Source organism: Enterococcus pingfangensis (assembly GCF_005405205.1).
GTDB classification, from domain to species: domain Bacteria; phylum Bacillota; class Bacilli; order Lactobacillales; family Enterococcaceae; genus Enterococcus_A; species Enterococcus_A pingfangensis.
Window position 1 is genome coordinate 1 of record NZ_BJDP01000015.1, and the last position, 17,195, is coordinate 17,195.

Annotated in this window: 14 protein-coding genes; 13 read left to right on the forward strand and 1 reads right to left on the reverse strand. The window is 38.7% G+C overall.

Annotation, left to right across the window (positions count from 1 at the left end):
- Positions 1–263 precede the first annotated feature (263 nt).
- The 10 genes from dhaM (at position 264) to FFM63_RS08835 (ending at position 9,456) form a co-directional block, all read left to right on the forward strand.
- Complete coding sequence (gene dhaM / locus FFM63_RS08790) at positions 264–647, forward strand: dihydroxyacetone kinase phosphoryl donor subunit DhaM (protein ID WP_137609921.1); 384 nt, start codon at positions 264–266, stop codon at positions 645–647.
- A gap of 25 nt (positions 648–672) precedes the next feature.
- Positions 673–1,116 carry a Lin0368 family putative glycerol transporter subunit gene (locus FFM63_RS08795; RefSeq protein ID WP_137609922.1) on the forward strand — a complete coding sequence of 148 codons (444 nt, stop codon included), beginning with the start codon at positions 673–675 and terminating at the stop codon, positions 1,114–1,116.
- Positions 1,117–1,118: 2 nt separating this feature from the next.
- Positions 1,119–1,460: a Lin0368 family putative glycerol transporter subunit gene (locus FFM63_RS08800; protein WP_137609923.1), complete on the forward strand. Its 342-nt coding sequence runs from the start codon at positions 1,119–1,121 to the stop codon at positions 1,458–1,460.
- 30 nt (positions 1,461–1,490) lie between these two features.
- Entirely contained in the window at positions 1,491–2,492 is a 1,002-nt protein-coding gene (locus FFM63_RS08805) for a dihydroxyacetone kinase subunit DhaK (RefSeq protein WP_137609924.1), read from the forward strand.
- Between the two features lie 47 nt (positions 2,493–2,539).
- The gene (dhaL, locus tag FFM63_RS08810; RefSeq protein ID WP_137609925.1) at positions 2,540–3,205 is read left to right on the forward strand and encodes a dihydroxyacetone kinase subunit DhaL; all 666 of its coding nucleotides are present in this window, start codon (positions 2,540–2,542) and stop codon (positions 3,203–3,205) included.
- Positions 3,198–3,977, forward strand: coding sequence for a triose-phosphate isomerase family protein (locus FFM63_RS08815; protein ID WP_137609926.1), 780 nt, complete (start codon positions 3,198–3,200; stop codon positions 3,975–3,977). The genes dhaL and FFM63_RS08815 overlap by 8 nt, the downstream gene beginning before the upstream one ends.
- A 94-nt stretch (positions 3,978–4,071) precedes the next feature.
- A complete protein-coding gene (locus tag FFM63_RS08820; protein WP_137609927.1) occupies positions 4,072–5,154 on the forward strand; it encodes an MDR/zinc-dependent alcohol dehydrogenase-like family protein in 1,083 nt (360 codons plus the stop codon).
- Between the two features lie 832 nt (positions 5,155–5,986).
- Positions 5,987–8,629, forward strand: coding sequence for a cation-translocating P-type ATPase (locus FFM63_RS08825; protein WP_137609928.1), 2,643 nt, complete (start codon positions 5,987–5,989; stop codon positions 8,627–8,629).
- A gap of 139 nt (positions 8,630–8,768) precedes the next feature.
- Positions 8,769–9,233 carry a DUF2975 domain-containing protein gene (locus FFM63_RS08830; protein ID WP_137609929.1) on the forward strand — a complete coding sequence of 155 codons (465 nt, stop codon included), beginning with the start codon at positions 8,769–8,771 and terminating at the stop codon, positions 9,231–9,233.
- A gap of 10 nt (positions 9,234–9,243) precedes the next feature.
- A complete protein-coding gene (locus tag FFM63_RS08835) occupies positions 9,244–9,456 on the forward strand; it encodes a helix-turn-helix domain-containing protein (protein ID WP_137609930.1) in 213 nt (70 codons plus the stop codon).
- Between the two features lie 45 nt (positions 9,457–9,501).
- Here the strand turns inward: FFM63_RS08835 and adhE (FFM63_RS08840) are convergent, their stop codons facing one another.
- Positions 9,502–12,102, reverse strand: a complete 2,601-nt coding sequence (gene adhE, locus FFM63_RS08840) for a bifunctional acetaldehyde-CoA/alcohol dehydrogenase (RefSeq protein WP_137609931.1) — start codon at positions 12,100–12,102, stop codon at positions 9,502–9,504.
- A 402-nt stretch (positions 12,103–12,504) separates the two neighbouring features.
- On the opposite strand from adhE (FFM63_RS08840), the gene tgt reads away from it, so the two are divergent.
- From tgt to adhE (FFM63_RS08855), 3 genes are all read left to right on the forward strand, one after another.
- Positions 12,505–13,650 carry a tRNA guanosine(34) transglycosylase Tgt gene (gene tgt / locus FFM63_RS08845; RefSeq protein ID WP_137609932.1) on the forward strand — a complete coding sequence of 382 codons (1,146 nt, stop codon included), beginning with the start codon at positions 12,505–12,507 and terminating at the stop codon, positions 13,648–13,650.
- Positions 13,651–13,734: 84 nt separating this feature from the next.
- Positions 13,735–14,091, forward strand: a complete 357-nt coding sequence (gene yajC, locus FFM63_RS08850) for a preprotein translocase subunit YajC (protein ID WP_171000220.1) — start codon at positions 13,735–13,737, stop codon at positions 14,089–14,091.
- Positions 14,092–14,400: 309 nt separating this feature from the next.
- Positions 14,401–17,001, forward strand: a complete 2,601-nt coding sequence (gene adhE / locus FFM63_RS08855; protein WP_137609933.1) for a bifunctional acetaldehyde-CoA/alcohol dehydrogenase — start codon at positions 14,401–14,403, stop codon at positions 16,999–17,001.
- Positions 17,002–17,195 lie beyond the last annotated feature (194 nt).

A 17,195-nucleotide genomic window follows, 5' to 3' on the forward strand; every position in this document is an offset into this window, starting at 1 on the left:
ACATTCCTTTCAAAAATAGTGTCTAGTCAAATAGCAGTATAGCAGAAAAATTGTCTACTTTATTAGCATACATCCAAGTCAAAAGAAAAAATTTTAAGTAGATGGGAGATTTAATTGAAATCGTAGAAATAGTTTGTGTAGAGGAAAACATTCAATCAAATCCTTAACTGAACTATAAAATAAGTACCTAGAGGTTAGATTCTATGAACAAAAAACTATTTTAATATTATAAATAAGATAATTGAAGTAAAGGAGATGAGATCTTGAACGGTATTTTATTAGTTTCTCATAGTAAAAAAATTACTGACGGTTTAAAAGAAATGATCGAAGAAATGATTGGAACTGACTCTAAAGCTAGTATCTATTCATTAGGTGGTATGGAGGATGGAAGACTAGGAACTAGTGCAACTAAAATATTAGATGGGATTCAAGAATGTAAAGATTTTAGAAATATTTTTATTTTTTGTGACATTGGAAGCGCTGTACTTAGTGCTGAAGTTGCAATTGAGATGGCAAGTGAAGAATTACTAAAAAAAATAATGTTAATAGATGCACCGCTTGTTGAAGGCGCGTTCACTGTATCAGTTCAAGCCTCTGTAATGAATTCTAAGGAAGATATTTTAAAGGATATATTATCATATTATTAAATCTATATAATAAGGGGATTATTCAATGAAAATAATTCGTTCTTTATTAGGTTATACGATTTCAGGAGTTTTGGTCATGGCGGTTTGGGGGCAATTAACAGCTGCGGGAGGAATCTTTGGGGGATACTTAGCTTCTATAATACTGATTGGACCATTATGGTTTGTAAATCATTATTTGAATCTGGTAGATAACAAGGATGATGTGGCTTGGGTAGATATGGGATTAGCAATTGGTGTTTGTGGTATTTTTAGAGATATTTTTTTACAAGGGACTAATGATTTTTTTGATTCTTTACCTACTATTGCTCTTGTTGTTCTTGGAGGTTTTCTAGGTGGGTTAGTTGCAGCTGCAGTAGAAAAAGATATGGCTAAAGACTTTGTAGTTCAGGATAATTCGATTCAAGAACAATATGCTCCAGAATTGAATACAGTACAAGAAGAATTTGAACTTAGCAAAGGGGAAAATTAGATATGTCGTTTAGTCTTGGATTTGCAACTCTTTTAGGGAGCTTCTTATTTCCTTTTTTCATTAGAATAGCTTGGGGGAAAATGGTTGATGCATGGGGGCCTGCCGGGGGATTAGTTGCAGCAACTCTTATTACAGGAACTATTTGGACGTTAAACCATGGTATTTCGACACCAATGATTACTCAATCAGGTACTATTTGGGTAGATATGGGATTGGCAGCTGGTGTTGGTTGTTGGGTTGCGACGGCTCAGTTAGGATTTAACAAACAAAAATCTTTAAAAAATATCTTTACTGCAATAATTGGTGGAATATTTGGAGCAGGAATTTTGACTTTATTCTTATAAAAATAATGAAAAATGAAAGAAGGAACAACTATGAAACGCTTAGTAAATGACGGATACGATGTAGTTGAAGAAATGTTGGAAGGATACGTAGCAGCTAATTCAAGTTATGTGAAATTAGATGAAGAAAATCCTCGTGTAGTCGTTAGTAAGGTGATAAGTAAGGAAGAACGCGTTCGGATTATTGTTGGGGGAGGATCTGGACATGAACCATTATTTCTAGGATATGTGGGAGCAGATTTTGCTGATGCCGCTGTCGTGGGTAATATTAATACTTCCCCAGCTCCAGATGCATGTTATCGATCAGTGAAAGCGGTTGATAGTGGGAAAGGATGTCTCTACCTTTATGGTAATTATGCAGGTGATGTTATGAATTTTGATATGGGTGCAGAGATGGCCATGGAAGAAGATGGAATTCGAGTAGAAACTGTACTGGTTACAGATGATGTCTATTCAGCCAAGGATAAGAAAAATCGTCGTGGTGTAGCAGGAGATGTACCAGTGTTCAAAGTTGCTGGAAGTGCTGCGGCCAGAGGGTATGACTTAGATGCCGTAAAAACAGTAACTGAAAATGCTAATAATAATACGTACTCAATGGGCGTTGCGTTGTCGTCGTCAACACTACCAGTTACAGGTAAAGCTATTTTTGAGATGGCAGATGGAGAAATGGAAATTGGAATGGGGATACATGGTGAACCCGGGATCGAGCGGATTAAAATTGAATCAGCTGATAAAGTGATTGATGAAATCCTGACACATATTCTTGAAGATTCAAAGATTACTTCTGGTGATGAAGTCTATGTTTTAGTAAATGGTTTAGGTGGATTACCAGTTATGGACCAATATATTTGTTATCGAAGAGTTCATCAAATCTTAGAAGAAAAAGGAATTATTATCCATAAATCTGAAGTTGGAAATTATGCAACATCGATGGATATGGTTGGCTTGTCTGTGACATTGGTAAATCTAGATAAAGAGATTAAAGAATTATTGGACTATCCTTGTGATACCCCATACTATAAAATTAAAAAATAGCAAAGAGTTCAAAATTTAGATTTAAAAAATGATGGGATGGGTGTGGCATGACAAATAATATCGTGATCAATAAAGAGTTTATGGTGAATTCCTTGAAAGAAATGGCCAAACTCTCTGAAGAGCAGAGAGATTATTGGACGTCATTAGATTCAGATATTGGGGATGGTGATCATGGAATAAATTTAAGTATCGGATTTAGAGGGATCAGTAAGGAATTAGATAATATATCTGACAATACAACAGATATCAATTCGTTGTTAAAAAAAGCGGGAATGATTTTACTATCAAAAGTTGGTGGAGCATCAGGACCGCTATATGGAAGTTTTTTTATAAAGATGGGAGCTAAGTATCCTGATGAAGAAGAAATAAGTTATTCTGATTTTTTGGTAATGATTATGGATGGCATAAAAGCTGTACAGTCAAGAGGGAAAGCTGAAATTGGCGATAAAACAATGATTGATGCTTTTATTCCTGGTTATGAAGTTTTAGAGAACTATCAAGTTGATGATGATCCCTATAAAAATTTTGCTCAATTTATCATGAAAATGAAAGAAGGCTCTGATTCTACAATTCCACTAGTTGCAAAAAAAGGAAGAGCGATGCGTTTGGGTGAACGGGCGATTGGCCATAGAGACCCGGGATCAGAATCTTCATGGATGCTTATGGATATTTTTCATAAAGAGCTATTGAAAAGAAGGGATGGAAATGAGTAATCGAAAACCAATTGTCGCTATGAATTGGGCGATGAGGCAAAATAAAAATAGTGATGCGATTGCTTTTACAGAACAATTAGTAGAACTCTTAGATAAAGACACTAAAACAGAAAAAATTATTTTTCCATCAATGGGAACTTTACAAGCTGTAGCAAAAATTTCTAACGAAACCAATATTGGATTGGGTGCACAAAATATTGCACCATATGCACATGGTGAATATTCTGGTGAGTATTCAATTGAATCATTAATAGATATTGGTGGGAAGTATGTTGAGTTAGGTCATTGGGAAAGACGGACATTATTCGGAGAGACTAATGAGCTGATAAATAAAAAAGCCAAATTAATTCTTGAAAACAATCTAGTCCCAATTATTTGTGTTGGTGAAACAGATAAATTTGAATCTAAGAAAGAAATTGAAGAGCAAATCCGACGTCAACTATTTAATGATTTGTTAGGTATCGAAGAAAAAAAAATAGAGTCGATTATTATTGCTTACACTCCTAAGTGGGCTGTTGGAAAAACTAGGGCTTCAAATGCGCCACATGTACATGAAGTAGGTAATCTTATTAGAGAAATACTTCAAGATATATTCTCTGAAAAAACTTCGCAAATAATTCGTATTATTTATGGAGGATCAGTGAGTCCTGAAAATGCTCGTTTAATTGTTGAAGCTGAATCTATCGATGGTGTATTGATTGGAAGATTTGGAAGTAATCCAGAAAGGTATGCTGAAGTAGTAAAAGTAATAGGAGATACTAAGGAGACATAGACAAGCGTTTGCCATAGAAAATATAGTAAATGAATATCTAAAATATTGATGGAAACAAATCGTTTCCTTAATAAAAATATAGGGGGAAAATATTATGTGTAATCATGGAATTCCGGATAAAATGAAAGCGGTTGTTGCGTATGAACCAGGAGATTATAGACTGGAGTCAGTTGAAGTACCTAGAATAAGAAACAGCAAAGAAATTATTTTAAAAGTAGAGGCATGTGGTATTTGTGCGGGGGATATTAAAGCTTATGGTGGAGCTCCAAGTTTTTGGGGAGACGAAACACAGCCAGCTTATATCAAAGCTCCTATGATTCCAGGACATGAGTTTATTGGAGAAATAGTTGAAAAGGGAGAAGATGTCACTGAATTTGAGATTGGTGATCGTATCGCTTCTGAACAAATTGTGCCATGTTGGGAATGCAAATTCTGTAAACGTGGAGAGTATTGGATGTGTGAAAAACATGATTTATTTGGCTTCCAAAGCAATGTAAATGGTGGAATGGCCGAGTACATGAGACTAACCAAAGAAGCAATAAATTATAAGGTTCCTAAAGATTTACCTATTGAAAAAGCAATTTTAATTGAACCGTTTGCATGTAGTCTTCATGCTGTCCAAAGAGCAAATGTAAAAATTGGAGATTTTGTTGTATTATCGGGTGCAGGGACACTGGGGCTAGGAATGGTAGGAGCTTTAGCAAAAACTGGTAAAGATAAGTTGGTAGTACTTGATCTAAAAGAGGACCGCTTGGAGCTAGCTAAAAAATTTGGTGCAGATATTGTTATGAATCCTGCAAAAGAAGATGTTGTAAGTAGAATTAAAGAGCTGACAGGAGGATACGGTTGTGATGTATATATTGAAGCAACAGGTCATCCAGCATCAGTTGATCAAGGATTAAGTATGATTAGAAAACTAGGTACATTTGTGGAATTTTCAGTATTTAAGGACCCTGTTTCAGTTGACTGGAGTATCATTTCAGATAGAAAAGAACTAGATCTTTTAGGAAGTCATTTGAGCCCATATTGTTATCCATGGGTAATTGAGCATATTGCTGATGGTAGTCTACCGACAGAAGGGGTAGTTACAAATAAATTTCCTCTTGAGGAATTTAAAAAAGGCTTTGAATTGATGGAAAAAGGTGATAAAACCTTAAAGGTGATCTTAGTACCGTAGTTTAAAAATAAGGCTAAAGATTGGCGAGCAATGATTAAAGACCTTAATCTTTAAGCCAATATATTGGTGATGGTATATATGCTAAACTGACCTCTAAAAGTTAGACTGAAAATCTGATTTTTGGAGGTCAGTATCTTTATTATTATGGTGTTGAAAAGTAGAAAAACAATAACTCTTTGAAATTTGAACAGCAGATAACCGTAGATAGGGTTGGATCAATGCTTTATAGTTATTCTCTTCCTTCTATTGGAAATGGCGGCGGACTCTGCCAGAGTTAGTCAAAACACAAAAAAAGCCGGGCTCTCGACGGCCCGGCTCTTAGAATATCGGAAGGATTAGTTCATTCGAATTTATATTACTTCATGATACATGCAAAGTACTACACGAATTTCTAGACTATAAACATAAATATTTGTTTTTACTACGTTTTCACTTCTATTCAGTTTTAAGAAACTTTTTTTCAGTTACGTATCATTTTACTTGTGTGTTTGATGAACTACTCAATCTCGGATACGCATTCACTATTTTAAAAGGAAATACTTCACACATACTGCTTGACGATTTTCGGTGAATCTTGTATTACTAACAATTTTATTGTTTACTTTTTTCTACTTTCTTATCGAGAAATCCTTCGAATGATCTAAGTTCCTCCTTCCTTGTATCTATAATATAGCATAGTTCTATCTTTTTTGGAAGCGTTTTATGATGATTATTTTAGCTGTTTTATTTATTGGATTTTGAACAAAAAATGAGCTATATGCTTTGGAATCCATATCTTTTCTATGTTATAGTAATAATATAATTAGTTTTTTATAACATAAGGAGGAATAGGATGGATCCATATAAAGAGAAGATAGATCGTGTAATAAATGAATATGATGCTGATATAACAAATGGTCTGACCAGTGATAAAATCGAAAAGAAAATAAAAAATAACGGAAGAAATAAATTTGAGGAAGCGCCGAAAGAATCGATAGCAAAAAAATTCTTCCATAGTTTGACAGACTTTACGACAATCATCTTATTGGCGGCGGCGGTGATCTCGCTATATACCGCGATTGCTACTGATCATGGGGATTATTTTGAAAGTTTTTTGATTATCGCAATTGTGGTGATTAATTCTGTTTTAGCAATTGTTCAAGAAGGAAATGCTGAAAAAGCGTTATCTGCATTGCAAGATATGAACAAGCAGACGGCTACTGTGATGCGCGACGGAAAGCAAAAAGAGATCGACGCCGAAGAATTGGTTCCAGGCGATACGTTGTTGTTGGAGTCGGGTTCAATGATTACGGCTGATGCACGAATCATTGAAGCTTCGCAACTGCGAGTGGAGGAATCCGCATTGACTGGCGAGAGTGAGCCGGTGATCAAAGATCCTGAATACTTAGGCGAAGACGGAGCAGCTTTAGGTGACCGGTTGAATATGCTTTATAAAGGATCAACTGTAGTGAATGGCCGCGGAAGAGCGGTTGTTACGGCGACTGGTATGAAGACTGAGATGGGGAAAATCGCGGGTCTGTTAAACAGCGATGAAAACCAAAAAACACCTCTGCAAAAACGATTAAATCAATTGGGCAAACGGATTAGTTTGATCGCTTTGGCAGCTGCGGCTTTTGTGTTTTTCATTGGAGAAATGCAAGGCGAACCAAAATTAGAAATGTTCATTATCGCTATTTCCTTAGCGGTTGCTGCGGTACCAGAAACGCTGATGGTCATCGTGACGTTGACCTTAGCTTTTGGCGTGCAAAAAATGGCGAAAAAACATGCGATTATCCGAAAGTTGCCGGCTGTTGAAACTTTGGGTTCTGCAAATGTCATTTGTTCAGATAAAACCGGCACACTGACACAAAATAAAATGCGCGTTCGCCGGGTCTGGGCGCACGGCGATTCGGTAGTAGACACAGAAGAAGGTATGACAGAAGAAGCGATGGAAGTTTTGAGCATCGCCGCTTTATGTACCGATGTCGTAGTCGAAAATGATGACAATGAACTAGAGATCAAAGGTAATCCGACCGAAGCTGCGATCGTTCGTGCTGTAGAAGAAAATTATCATACAAAAGCAGAACTAGAAGAAAAATATCCGCGTATCGGTGAGATCCCTTTTGATTCAGAACGAAAGATGATGACGACTGTACATAAACGCGGAAAGAAATTTATCTCGATCACTAAAGGCGCGTTTGATGTCTTGTTACCTAAATTTTATTACGGAGACGTAGATCAAGCCGCGATCGTTAATGACCGGTTTGGTAAAAAAGCGTTGCGAGTAATTGCTGTAGGCTATGCGATCCATGAAGAAGAACCTACCGAGTTTACTTCGGAAGCATTAGAGAAAAAACTCCGTTTGATGGGATTGATCGGGATGATTGATCCGCCGCGGCCTGAATCAAAAGGGGCAATCGCCCGTGCTAAAAAAGCCGGGATCAAAACCGTGATGATCACCGGGGATCATGTCGTAACGGCTGGAGCGATTGCAAAAGAATTAGGCATCATGAAGTCGCGCAAAGAAGCGTTGTCAGGCGCAGAGCTGCATAAAATGAGTGATGATGAACTAGATGCTCGTGTTAAAGAATTATCCGTCTATGCTCGAGTGACCCCTGAAGATAAGATCCGGATCGTTAAATCATGGCAGCGTACCGGCGCAGTTGTTGCAATGACCGGTGATGGTGTCAATGATGCACCGGCATTAAAAGCCAGCGATGTTGGTTGTGCGATGGGGATCGCCGGAACCGATGTCGCCAAAGGAGCAGCCGATATGATTTTGACGGATGATAACTTTGCAACGATCGTTGATGCGGTTGCACGGGGACGTTCGGTTTATCAAGGGATCAGAAAAGCAATCAATTTCTTATTGAGTTGCAACATCTCAGAAGTTTTTATCGTAGTGATCGCCATGCTGCTAGGCTGGGGTGCGCCGTTTACTGCGGTTCAGCTTTTGTTCGTCAACGTAGTAGCTGACGGCTTGCCAGGGTTTGCGTTAGGCAGAGAACCGGCAGAAGCCGGGATCATGGATGAAGCACCGATTCCGCGTAATGAAGGAGTCTTTGCGCGCGGTCTCTGGAAGAAAATTGGATTGAATGCGTCAGTATTTACGGTTGTGACGTTGATTGGTTTTTATGCGGGCGCGTTTGTTGAGCAGGTCAGCTACTTTACACCGCCAAGTTTAGAAGTCGGACAAACAGTCGCGTTCTTAGTGTTAGCTTATTCTTCAATCTTGCATGTTTTCAACGTCCGAAGCAGCAAGTCGATTTTTAAAATCGATTTAGCGACCAATAAATCATTGGCTCAGATGGCTTGGTTAGCGATCGGAATCACGACAGCAATCACTTTGATTCCGCAAACGCAAAAATTGTTCTATCTCGTTCCAATCAGTTTGAATCATTGGGCGATCGCGATCGTACTTTCGATCGTGCCGATCATCGTCAATGAATTGATCAAGTTCCATAAAGCACCGGAAATCGACACAGAAACTATTTGATCTATGGGAAAGAGGATGCGACAAGACGGTTGTCACATCCTCTTCAATTTGGTTGAATATATCGTTTTTCGATAAAAAAGTATTGATTTTCAATTTATTTGATGCTAAGATAAGTTTACAAAAATTTTGAGGTGGTTGTATGAATAGGAAAGTCAATCTTCTTAGAGCAGCGCTAGTAATGATCGCATTGCTCGTGGCATTTATAACAGTGATATTTACCATTCAATTCTTTTCGGAGGGGAAAGTCCCGTTATTTGTGAGCAGCTTGTTTGTTTCTTTTATTGTAGCGGTTCTCTTAGGATTTCGTGTGCTGTTTTTACTTGCCAAAATTTTGAGTTATATCAAAAAATCTGAAGCCTTTTCAATGAAAACATTAAAAGTAGTATCTGCTATAAAGCAGACGATTCTTGCGATGAGTATTGTTTTCTTAGGGATCTTGCCGTTTTTCTATACGGTTGCAGATCAAGATGACGCACCGGGTTTTCTCGTGATCGGTTTCGCGCTTGTTTCAATTCCTTTTACGGTGTTTATTTTTTCTCAAATCGTGGAGGAACTTTTCAAAAGTGCTACTGAACTGAAGGCAGACAATGAATTAACGATTTAGGAGCAGAAAAATGGCAATTATCATTGATTTAGATGTTATGTTAGCAAAAAGAAAAATGAGTGTGACTGAGCTTTCAGAAAAGGTCGGGATAACACTGGCGAATGTATCGATCTTGAAAAACAATCGGGCAAAAGCGATCCGTTTCTCGACATTAGATAAAATTTGCAGTGTATTGGAGTGTCAACCCGGCGATATTTTGAAATATAAAGCAGATCAGCAATAAAAAAGTCTTCAAGGATTATCCTTGAAGACTTTTTTGTGATCCGACTTATTGTTTGTAATCGTAAGCAGTCACGATGATGCCTTTCAGCTCGCTGATCAATGGTTCTTTTGGATTTGCTGTCGTACATTGATCTTCGTAAGCTAATTCTGCCATCCGATCAACTGTTGAATCTAATTTTTCTTGTGTAACGCCTTGCGCTTTCAAGTTCATATCGATACCGACAGATACTCCCAGCTCATAAACTGCAGTAGCCAAAGCTTCGACCAATTCGGCAGTCGTGTTGCCTTTCAGACCTAAGAATTTTGCGATATCCGCATAGTCTGTGTCCGCACGGAAGTAATCGTATTTAGGGAACATTGCGTGTTTTTGCGGATCTTTCGCATTGTAACGAATAATGTGCGGCAGCAAGATTGCATTGGTACGTCCATGAGGGATACCATATTCTCCACCGATCTTATGAGCAATCGAGTGAGAAATTCCCAAGAATGCGTTGGCAAAAGCCATCCCAGCCATCGCTGAAGCATTATGCATTTTTTCCCGGGCTTCTTCATCACCAGTTTTTACCGATTTTTCTAGATAGTCAAAGGCAATCCGAATCGCTTGCAAACTTAAGCCGCGAGTATAATCCGATGCCATCACTGAAACATACGATTCAAGAGCGTGCGTCAAGACATCCATCCCAGTATCTGCCGCGATAGAAGCAGGTAATGTCAATACAAATTGTGGATCGATGATCGCTACGTTTGGAGTCAACGCATAATCTGCCAATGGATATTTCACATGCGTCTCACTGTCCGTGATAACCGCAAACGGTGTTACTTCAGCACCAGTTCCGGAAGTTGTTGGAATACATACTAATTGGGTATTTTCTGCTGGTTTGATTCCGTAAGTCCGTTTCCGAATATCCAAGAATTTTTGTTTTGCACCGAAGAATGAAGTGTCTGGGTGTTCAAAGAACATCCACATTCCTTTCGCCGCGTCCATCGCGGATCCGCCGCCTAAAGCGATAATTGTATCCGGTTGGAAGTCTACGATCATTTCCAAACCTTTGTAAACAGTATTCGTTGTAGGGTTTGGTTCAACTTCAGAAAAGACTTCGACTCTCACATCATTTTTACGACGGCCTAAAGCTTCCCGCACGATATCGGCATAACCGAATTGCACCATTCCTGGGTCGCAAACCAACATGACGCGTTCCACATTTTCCATTTGAGTTAAATATAATAAAGAATTCTTTTCAAAGTAGATCTTTGGCGGAAGTTTAAACCATTGCATATTATTTCTCCGTTTCGCTACAGTTTTGATGTTGATAAGATCAAGGGCAGATACATTATGAGAAACTGAATTTTTCCCGTATGATCCGCAACCAAGAGTTAATGATGGAATCAATTCATTGTAGATATCACCGATCCCGCCTTCAGATGAAGGTGAGTTGACTAAGATCCGGCAAGCTTTCATGCGTAAGCTAAATTCTAATTCAACATCTGGATCTTCAGTGTGGACCACAGCGGTATGTCCGAGTCCGCCTAATTCCAACATTTTTTCGGCTAAGTCTAGTCCTTGTTGCGTGTTGTTTGCTTTAACCATCGCTAAAACTGGAGAAAGTTTTTCACGAGATAATGGATAATCAGCGCCGACGCCGTCTAATTCTGCGACTAACAGTTTCGTTCCGTCTGGGACATTGATACCGGCTAATTCCGCGATCGCTTTAGCAGAAAAGCCAACAATTTTTGGATTCACTGCATATTTGCCTTCATTCATCACAGCATCTTCCAGTTGGCGCAATTCGTTTTTCTTAACAAAATAAACTTGATGCGCTTGGAATTCTTTTTTCACGTCATCGTAGATCTCTTTGTCGACGATGATCGCTTGTTCAGATGCACAAATCATCCCATTATCAAATGTTTTCGATACGATCAAGTCATTGACCGCCCGTTTTATTTTTGCTGTTTTTTCAATATAAGAGGGAACATTTCCTGGTCCAACCCCTAAAGCCGGTTTGCCAGTCGAATAGGCTGATTTAACCATTGCGCTTCCGCCAGTCGCTAAAACGATGGCGATTCCTGGATGATTCATCAAGCCTTGCGTTGCTTCAAGAGAAGGCTGCTCGATCCACTGGATACAATTTTCAGGAGCGCCGGCTGCAATCGCAGCATCGCGAATGATCCGTGCGGCTTCTGCTGAAGATTTTTGTGCACTTGGATGAAAGGCAAACACGATTGGATTCCGTGTCTTGATTGCAATCAATGATTTGAATACAGTCGTTGATGTTGGATTGGTCGTTGGTGTTACTCCGCAAATCACGCCGACTGGTTCAGCGATTTGGACAAGATGGCGTTGCTTGTCTTCATAGATGATGCCGGCAGTTTTGTCATGTTTGATGCTGTTCCAAATATATTCGGAGGCGTACATGTTTTTGATTGCCTTGTCTTCAACGATACCGCGGCCAGTTTCTTCAACTGCCATTTTCGCTAACAGCATATGTTTGTCTAAAGCAGCCATCGCCATCTCATGAACGATATGGTCTACTTTTTCTTGATCAAAGCGGGATAAAATTTTTAACGCATCGTTTCCTTTTGCTGCTAGTTCGTTGATCATATCCTCAACATTAATTGTTTCCTTCTTTTTCTCAGCTGTTTTAACCATTTTTTTCCTCCCAGTACTTTTTTTGGTAACCTAATCATAATCGCTCTATCATCTTATGTAAACGCTTTCTTAACTAAATATTCATTTCACAATGAAGAATGCTGAATAAAATATAATGAGCGTTCTCTTATAATTTTGAAAATATAATTCGATAAAAGAGCTGCGATACACGTTAGAGAATAATTTTAGGCTAAAATTGTATTTTCACGAGATAAAAAATGTCATTTAAATTTGTTCAAAAAAAATAAAACTAATGAAACTTTGTGTTGCTCTGATCAAATCGTTTATTTTCTCTTAAAATAAGAAGTTTTAAGCTCTGCATAGAAAGTTGCAAAAGCCGATTAAAACCAGTATTATGATACAAGTCGCGAAATACATACATAGAAGAAAGTAGGAAATTAAATGACTGAACCTGCCATTTCTTATCGTTTAATAAAGAAAGAAAAACATACAGGAGCACGTTTAGGAGAGATCATCACCCCTCATGGAACGTTTCCAACACCAATGTTTATGCCAGTGGGCACCTTGGCTACCGTAAAAACAATGTCACCAGAAGATTTAAAAGAGATGGGTGCGGGGATCATTCTGAGTAATACGTACCATCTTTGGTTGCGACCAGGAGAAGATCTAGTCGCCGAAGCAGGCGGACTGCACAAATTTATGAATTGGGATCAACCAATCTTAACGGATTCTGGCGGTTTCCAAGTTTTCTCACTCGCTGATATGCGTAATATCGTCGAAGAAGGCGTTCATTTTAAAAATCATTTAAATGGCTCAAAAATGTTCTTATCGCCAGAAAAAGCGATTGATATTCAAAACAAATTAGGTTCAGATATCATGATGAGTTTTGATGAGTGTCCGCCATTTGATGAAAGTTACGACTATGTTAAAAAATCTGTGGAACGCACATCGCGCTGGGCTGAACGCGGCTTGATCGCCCATGCGAATCCAGCAACACAAGGATTGTTTGGAATCATCCAAGGCGCCGGTTTTGAAGATTTGCGTCGTCAAAGCGCCAAAGATTTAGTCAGCATGGACTTTCCTGGCTATTCCATCGGTGGTCTTTCTGTCGGCGAACCAAAATCAGAGATGAATCGAGTCTTAGAATTTACAACACCGTTGATTCCTGAAAACAAACCGCGTTATTTGATGGGGGTTGGTGCGGCCGATTCCTTGATTGATGGCGTGATCCGCGGTGTGGATATGTTTGACTGTGTGTTACCAACACGTATTGCCCGCAATGGAACATGTATGACTTCTGGGGGGCGGTTAGTTGTTAAAAACGCGAAATACGCGCATGACTTCAGACCGTTAGATGAAAAATGTGATTGCTATACTTGTCGCAATTACACACGAGCATACATCCGTCATTTGATTCATTGTGACGAGACTTTTGGGATTCGTTTGACTTCTTATCACAATCTGTATTTCTTGATCAACTTGATGAAACAAGTTCGTCAAGCGATCATGGATGATAATTTGTTAGAATTCCGCCAAGCATTTTTTGAAGAGTACGGTTTTAACAAGCAAAACGCAAAAAGTTTCTAAAGACTAGGCAAAAAAGCTAGTGAAACGTTGGAAACTTTGATACAGTTAAAAGTGGATTACTAAGAATGCGAGGGGAATTTTAAAATGGGAAACTTTTCAATGATTATCTTGCTTGTGTTGATGCTGGGAATGTTCTTTATGATGAACCGTTCTCAAAAGAAACAACAAAAAGAACGTCAAAGTTTATTAGATGCAATGAAGGTTGGAGACGGCGTTGTAACAATCGGCGGTCTGCACGGTGTGATCTCTGAGGTCAACACGAGCGACAAAACCGTTACTTTAGACTGTGAAGGCATTTATTTAGTATTTGACCGTTCTTCAATCAAAACAGTTAAAGCTGGCGTTGGCCCAACAGTTGCACCCGTTGAAACAAAAACGGTTGAAGCAGAACCAACTGAAACAGTAGTTGAAGAAGAAACAGAAAAAACTGAAGATAAGTAATAGTTCCAATATTTTCTGTAAAAGAAGATGTGACAAGATTTTTGTCACATCTTCTTTTTTTGTATGTCAGATCAAGTTGGAGACGATCTTCTCAAGCAAACAGAATAATTTGTGAAAAAAGTTCTATAATCGGAATGATTCCGTTTTATTAATGGTAAAGAAAGATAATTATTTTCTCCTTGAAATAGAGCTGTTTTTAAGAATTTTTATTAGGTGTGAAAAAAATCACAAAAAAGTATTTACAAACGTTTTCCAGTATTGTATGATAATCATGTGAAAAGGAACACAAAAATTTCTAGGAGGATACACATGGCTAAAGCGATTGAAAAAGAAAAAGACGTAATCAGCGTTGAACAGATAATTGACGAATTAGCGGTAAAAGCAAATGTTGCTCTGAAAGAAATGGAAGATTTTGACCAAGAAAAAGTAGACCATATCGTTCATGAAATGGCGATGGCTGCATTAGACAAACATATGCTGTTAGCGAAAATGGCGGTTGAAGAAACTGGCCGCGGAATTGTTGAAGATAAAGCCATCAAAAACATGTATGCATCTGAATATATTTGGAACAGCATCAAACATGATAAAACAGTAGGTATTATTGGTGAAGATAAACAAAAAGGTTTGATTGAAGTTGCTGGACCTGTCGGTGTTGTTTGTGGGGTAACTCCTACGACAAACCCAACATCTACGACAATTTTCAAATCAATGATCGCATTAAAAACAGGAAATCCGATCGTATTTGCCTTCCATCCAAGTGCTCAAAAATGTTCGGCTGAAGCAGCGCGGATTGTTCGCGACGCAGCAATCGCAGCCGGCGCTCCTGAAAACTGTATCCAATGGATCGAAAAACCATCGATCGATGCTACATCAATGTTAATGAATCATCCGGGTGTAGCAATCGTTCTTGCGACTGGCGGACCTGGGATGGTCAAATCAGCCTACTCAACTGGAAAACCAGCTTTAGGTGTTGGGGCAGGGAATGCGCCTTCTTATATCGAAAAAACAGCGAAAATCAAACGAGCAGTCAATGACTTGATCGTATCAAAAACATTTGATAATGGGATGATCTGTGCATCTGAACAAGGGATCATTGTTGATAAAGAGATCTATGATGAAGTAAAAGCAGAATTCCAAGCCCATCAAGTCTACGTAGTGAAAAAAGCAGAATTGAAGAAATTAGAAGATGCTGTAATGAACGAAGGAAAATACGCAGTCAACCCTGCGATCGTTGGTCATTCAGCTGAGGATATCGCTCAACGTGCGGGAATCAAAGTTCCTGCCGGGACTAAAATCCTAATTGCAGAATTAGATGGTGTCGGTGCAGATTATCCATTATCTCGTGAAAAACTTTCTCCAGTTTTAGCGATGGTCAAAGCAAACGATCATGCTCATGCATTTGATTTATGTCAAGGCATGTTGGAATTAGGCGGATTAGGGCATACGGCAGTAATCCATACAGAAGATGAAGACTTACAAGTGAAATTTGGCTTACGCATGAAAGCTTGCCGGATTTTAGTCAACACACCATCTGCTGAAGGCGGTATCGGTGATATCTACAACGAAATGATTCCATCATTGACTCTTGGTTGTGGTTCATACGGTAAGAACTCTGTATCTAAAAACGTATCTGCTATTAACTTAATCAATGTTAAAACTATCGCGAAACGGAGAAATAATATGCAATGGTTTAAACTTCCGCCAAAGATTTACTTTGAAAAGAACTCATTATTGTATCTAACAAAAATGCCTAAAGTTGAACGTGTTATGTTGGTCTGCGACCCAGGGATGGTTCAATTCGGTTATGCAGATATCGTACGTGAAGTCTTAGGTCGTCGTAAAAACGATGTGAAAGTCGAAGTCTTTTCTGAAGTTGAACCAAATCCTTCAACAAACACTGTTTATAAAGGTCTGGAATTGATCAACGACTTCAAACCAGATACAATTATCGCTTTAGGCGGCGGATCAGCAATGGACGCGGCGAAAGGAATGTGGATGTTCTTTGAACACCCAGACACTTCATTCTTCGGCGCAAAACAAAAATTCTTAGATATTCGTAAACGGACGTATAAAATTGCAGATTCTGAAAAAGTTCAGTTTGTATGTATCCCAACAACTTCTGGGACTGGTTCTGAAGTAACACCATTTGCGGTTATCACGGATAGTGAAACGCATGTAAAATATCCATTGGCGGACTACGCCTTGACTCCAGATGTAGCGATTATCGATCCGCAATTTGTGATGACAGTCCCTGCGTCAGTTACAGCTGATACTGGGATGGACGTACTAACGCATGCGATCGAATCATATGTCTCAGTAATGGCATCTGATTATACTCGCGGTTTGAGTTTACAAGCAATCAAACTTGTCTTTGAATACTTGGAAAAATCAGTGAAAACAGCAGATCCAGAAGCCCGGGAAAAAATGCATAATGCTTCAGCGATGGCTGGGATGGCTTTTGCCAACGCATTCTTGGGAATTTCTCACTCAATCGCTCATAAGATTGGTGGCGAATATGGTATCCCTCATGGACGTACCAATGCGATCTTGTTGCCGCACATCATTCGCTACAACGCGAAAGATCCGCAAAAACATGCGATGTTCCCTAAATATGATTACTTCCGTGCAGACACAGACTATGCCGATATTGCAAAATTCTTAGGTTTGAAAGGCAATACGACAGAAGAGTTAGTCAAAGCGTTAGTTGAATCAGTTTACAACTTAGGTACAACGGTTGGTATCGAAATGAACTTGAAAGCGCAAGGCGTTACGCAAGAAAAATTAGATTCAACAGTTGATCGGATGGCAGAATTAGCTTACGAAGATCAATGTACAACAGCAAATCCGAAAGAACCATTGATCAGCGAGCTGAAAGAAATCATCTTAACAGCTTACGATTACAAAGCTTAATAAGATCAAAAGAAGTTGTGGCTATTTGTCACAACTTCTTTTTTAGCGTGAATGATGCAGTGGCTGTTGTTTCACAAAATGTTCGTTATAAAAATCTGTGAATCGTGAAGAAACCTTTATTTATTTTTGTTTAAAAGAGCCGACTTTTTAACTAAAATGACTCTCTTTGATTGTTATAGTCTGTGAAAAACGAT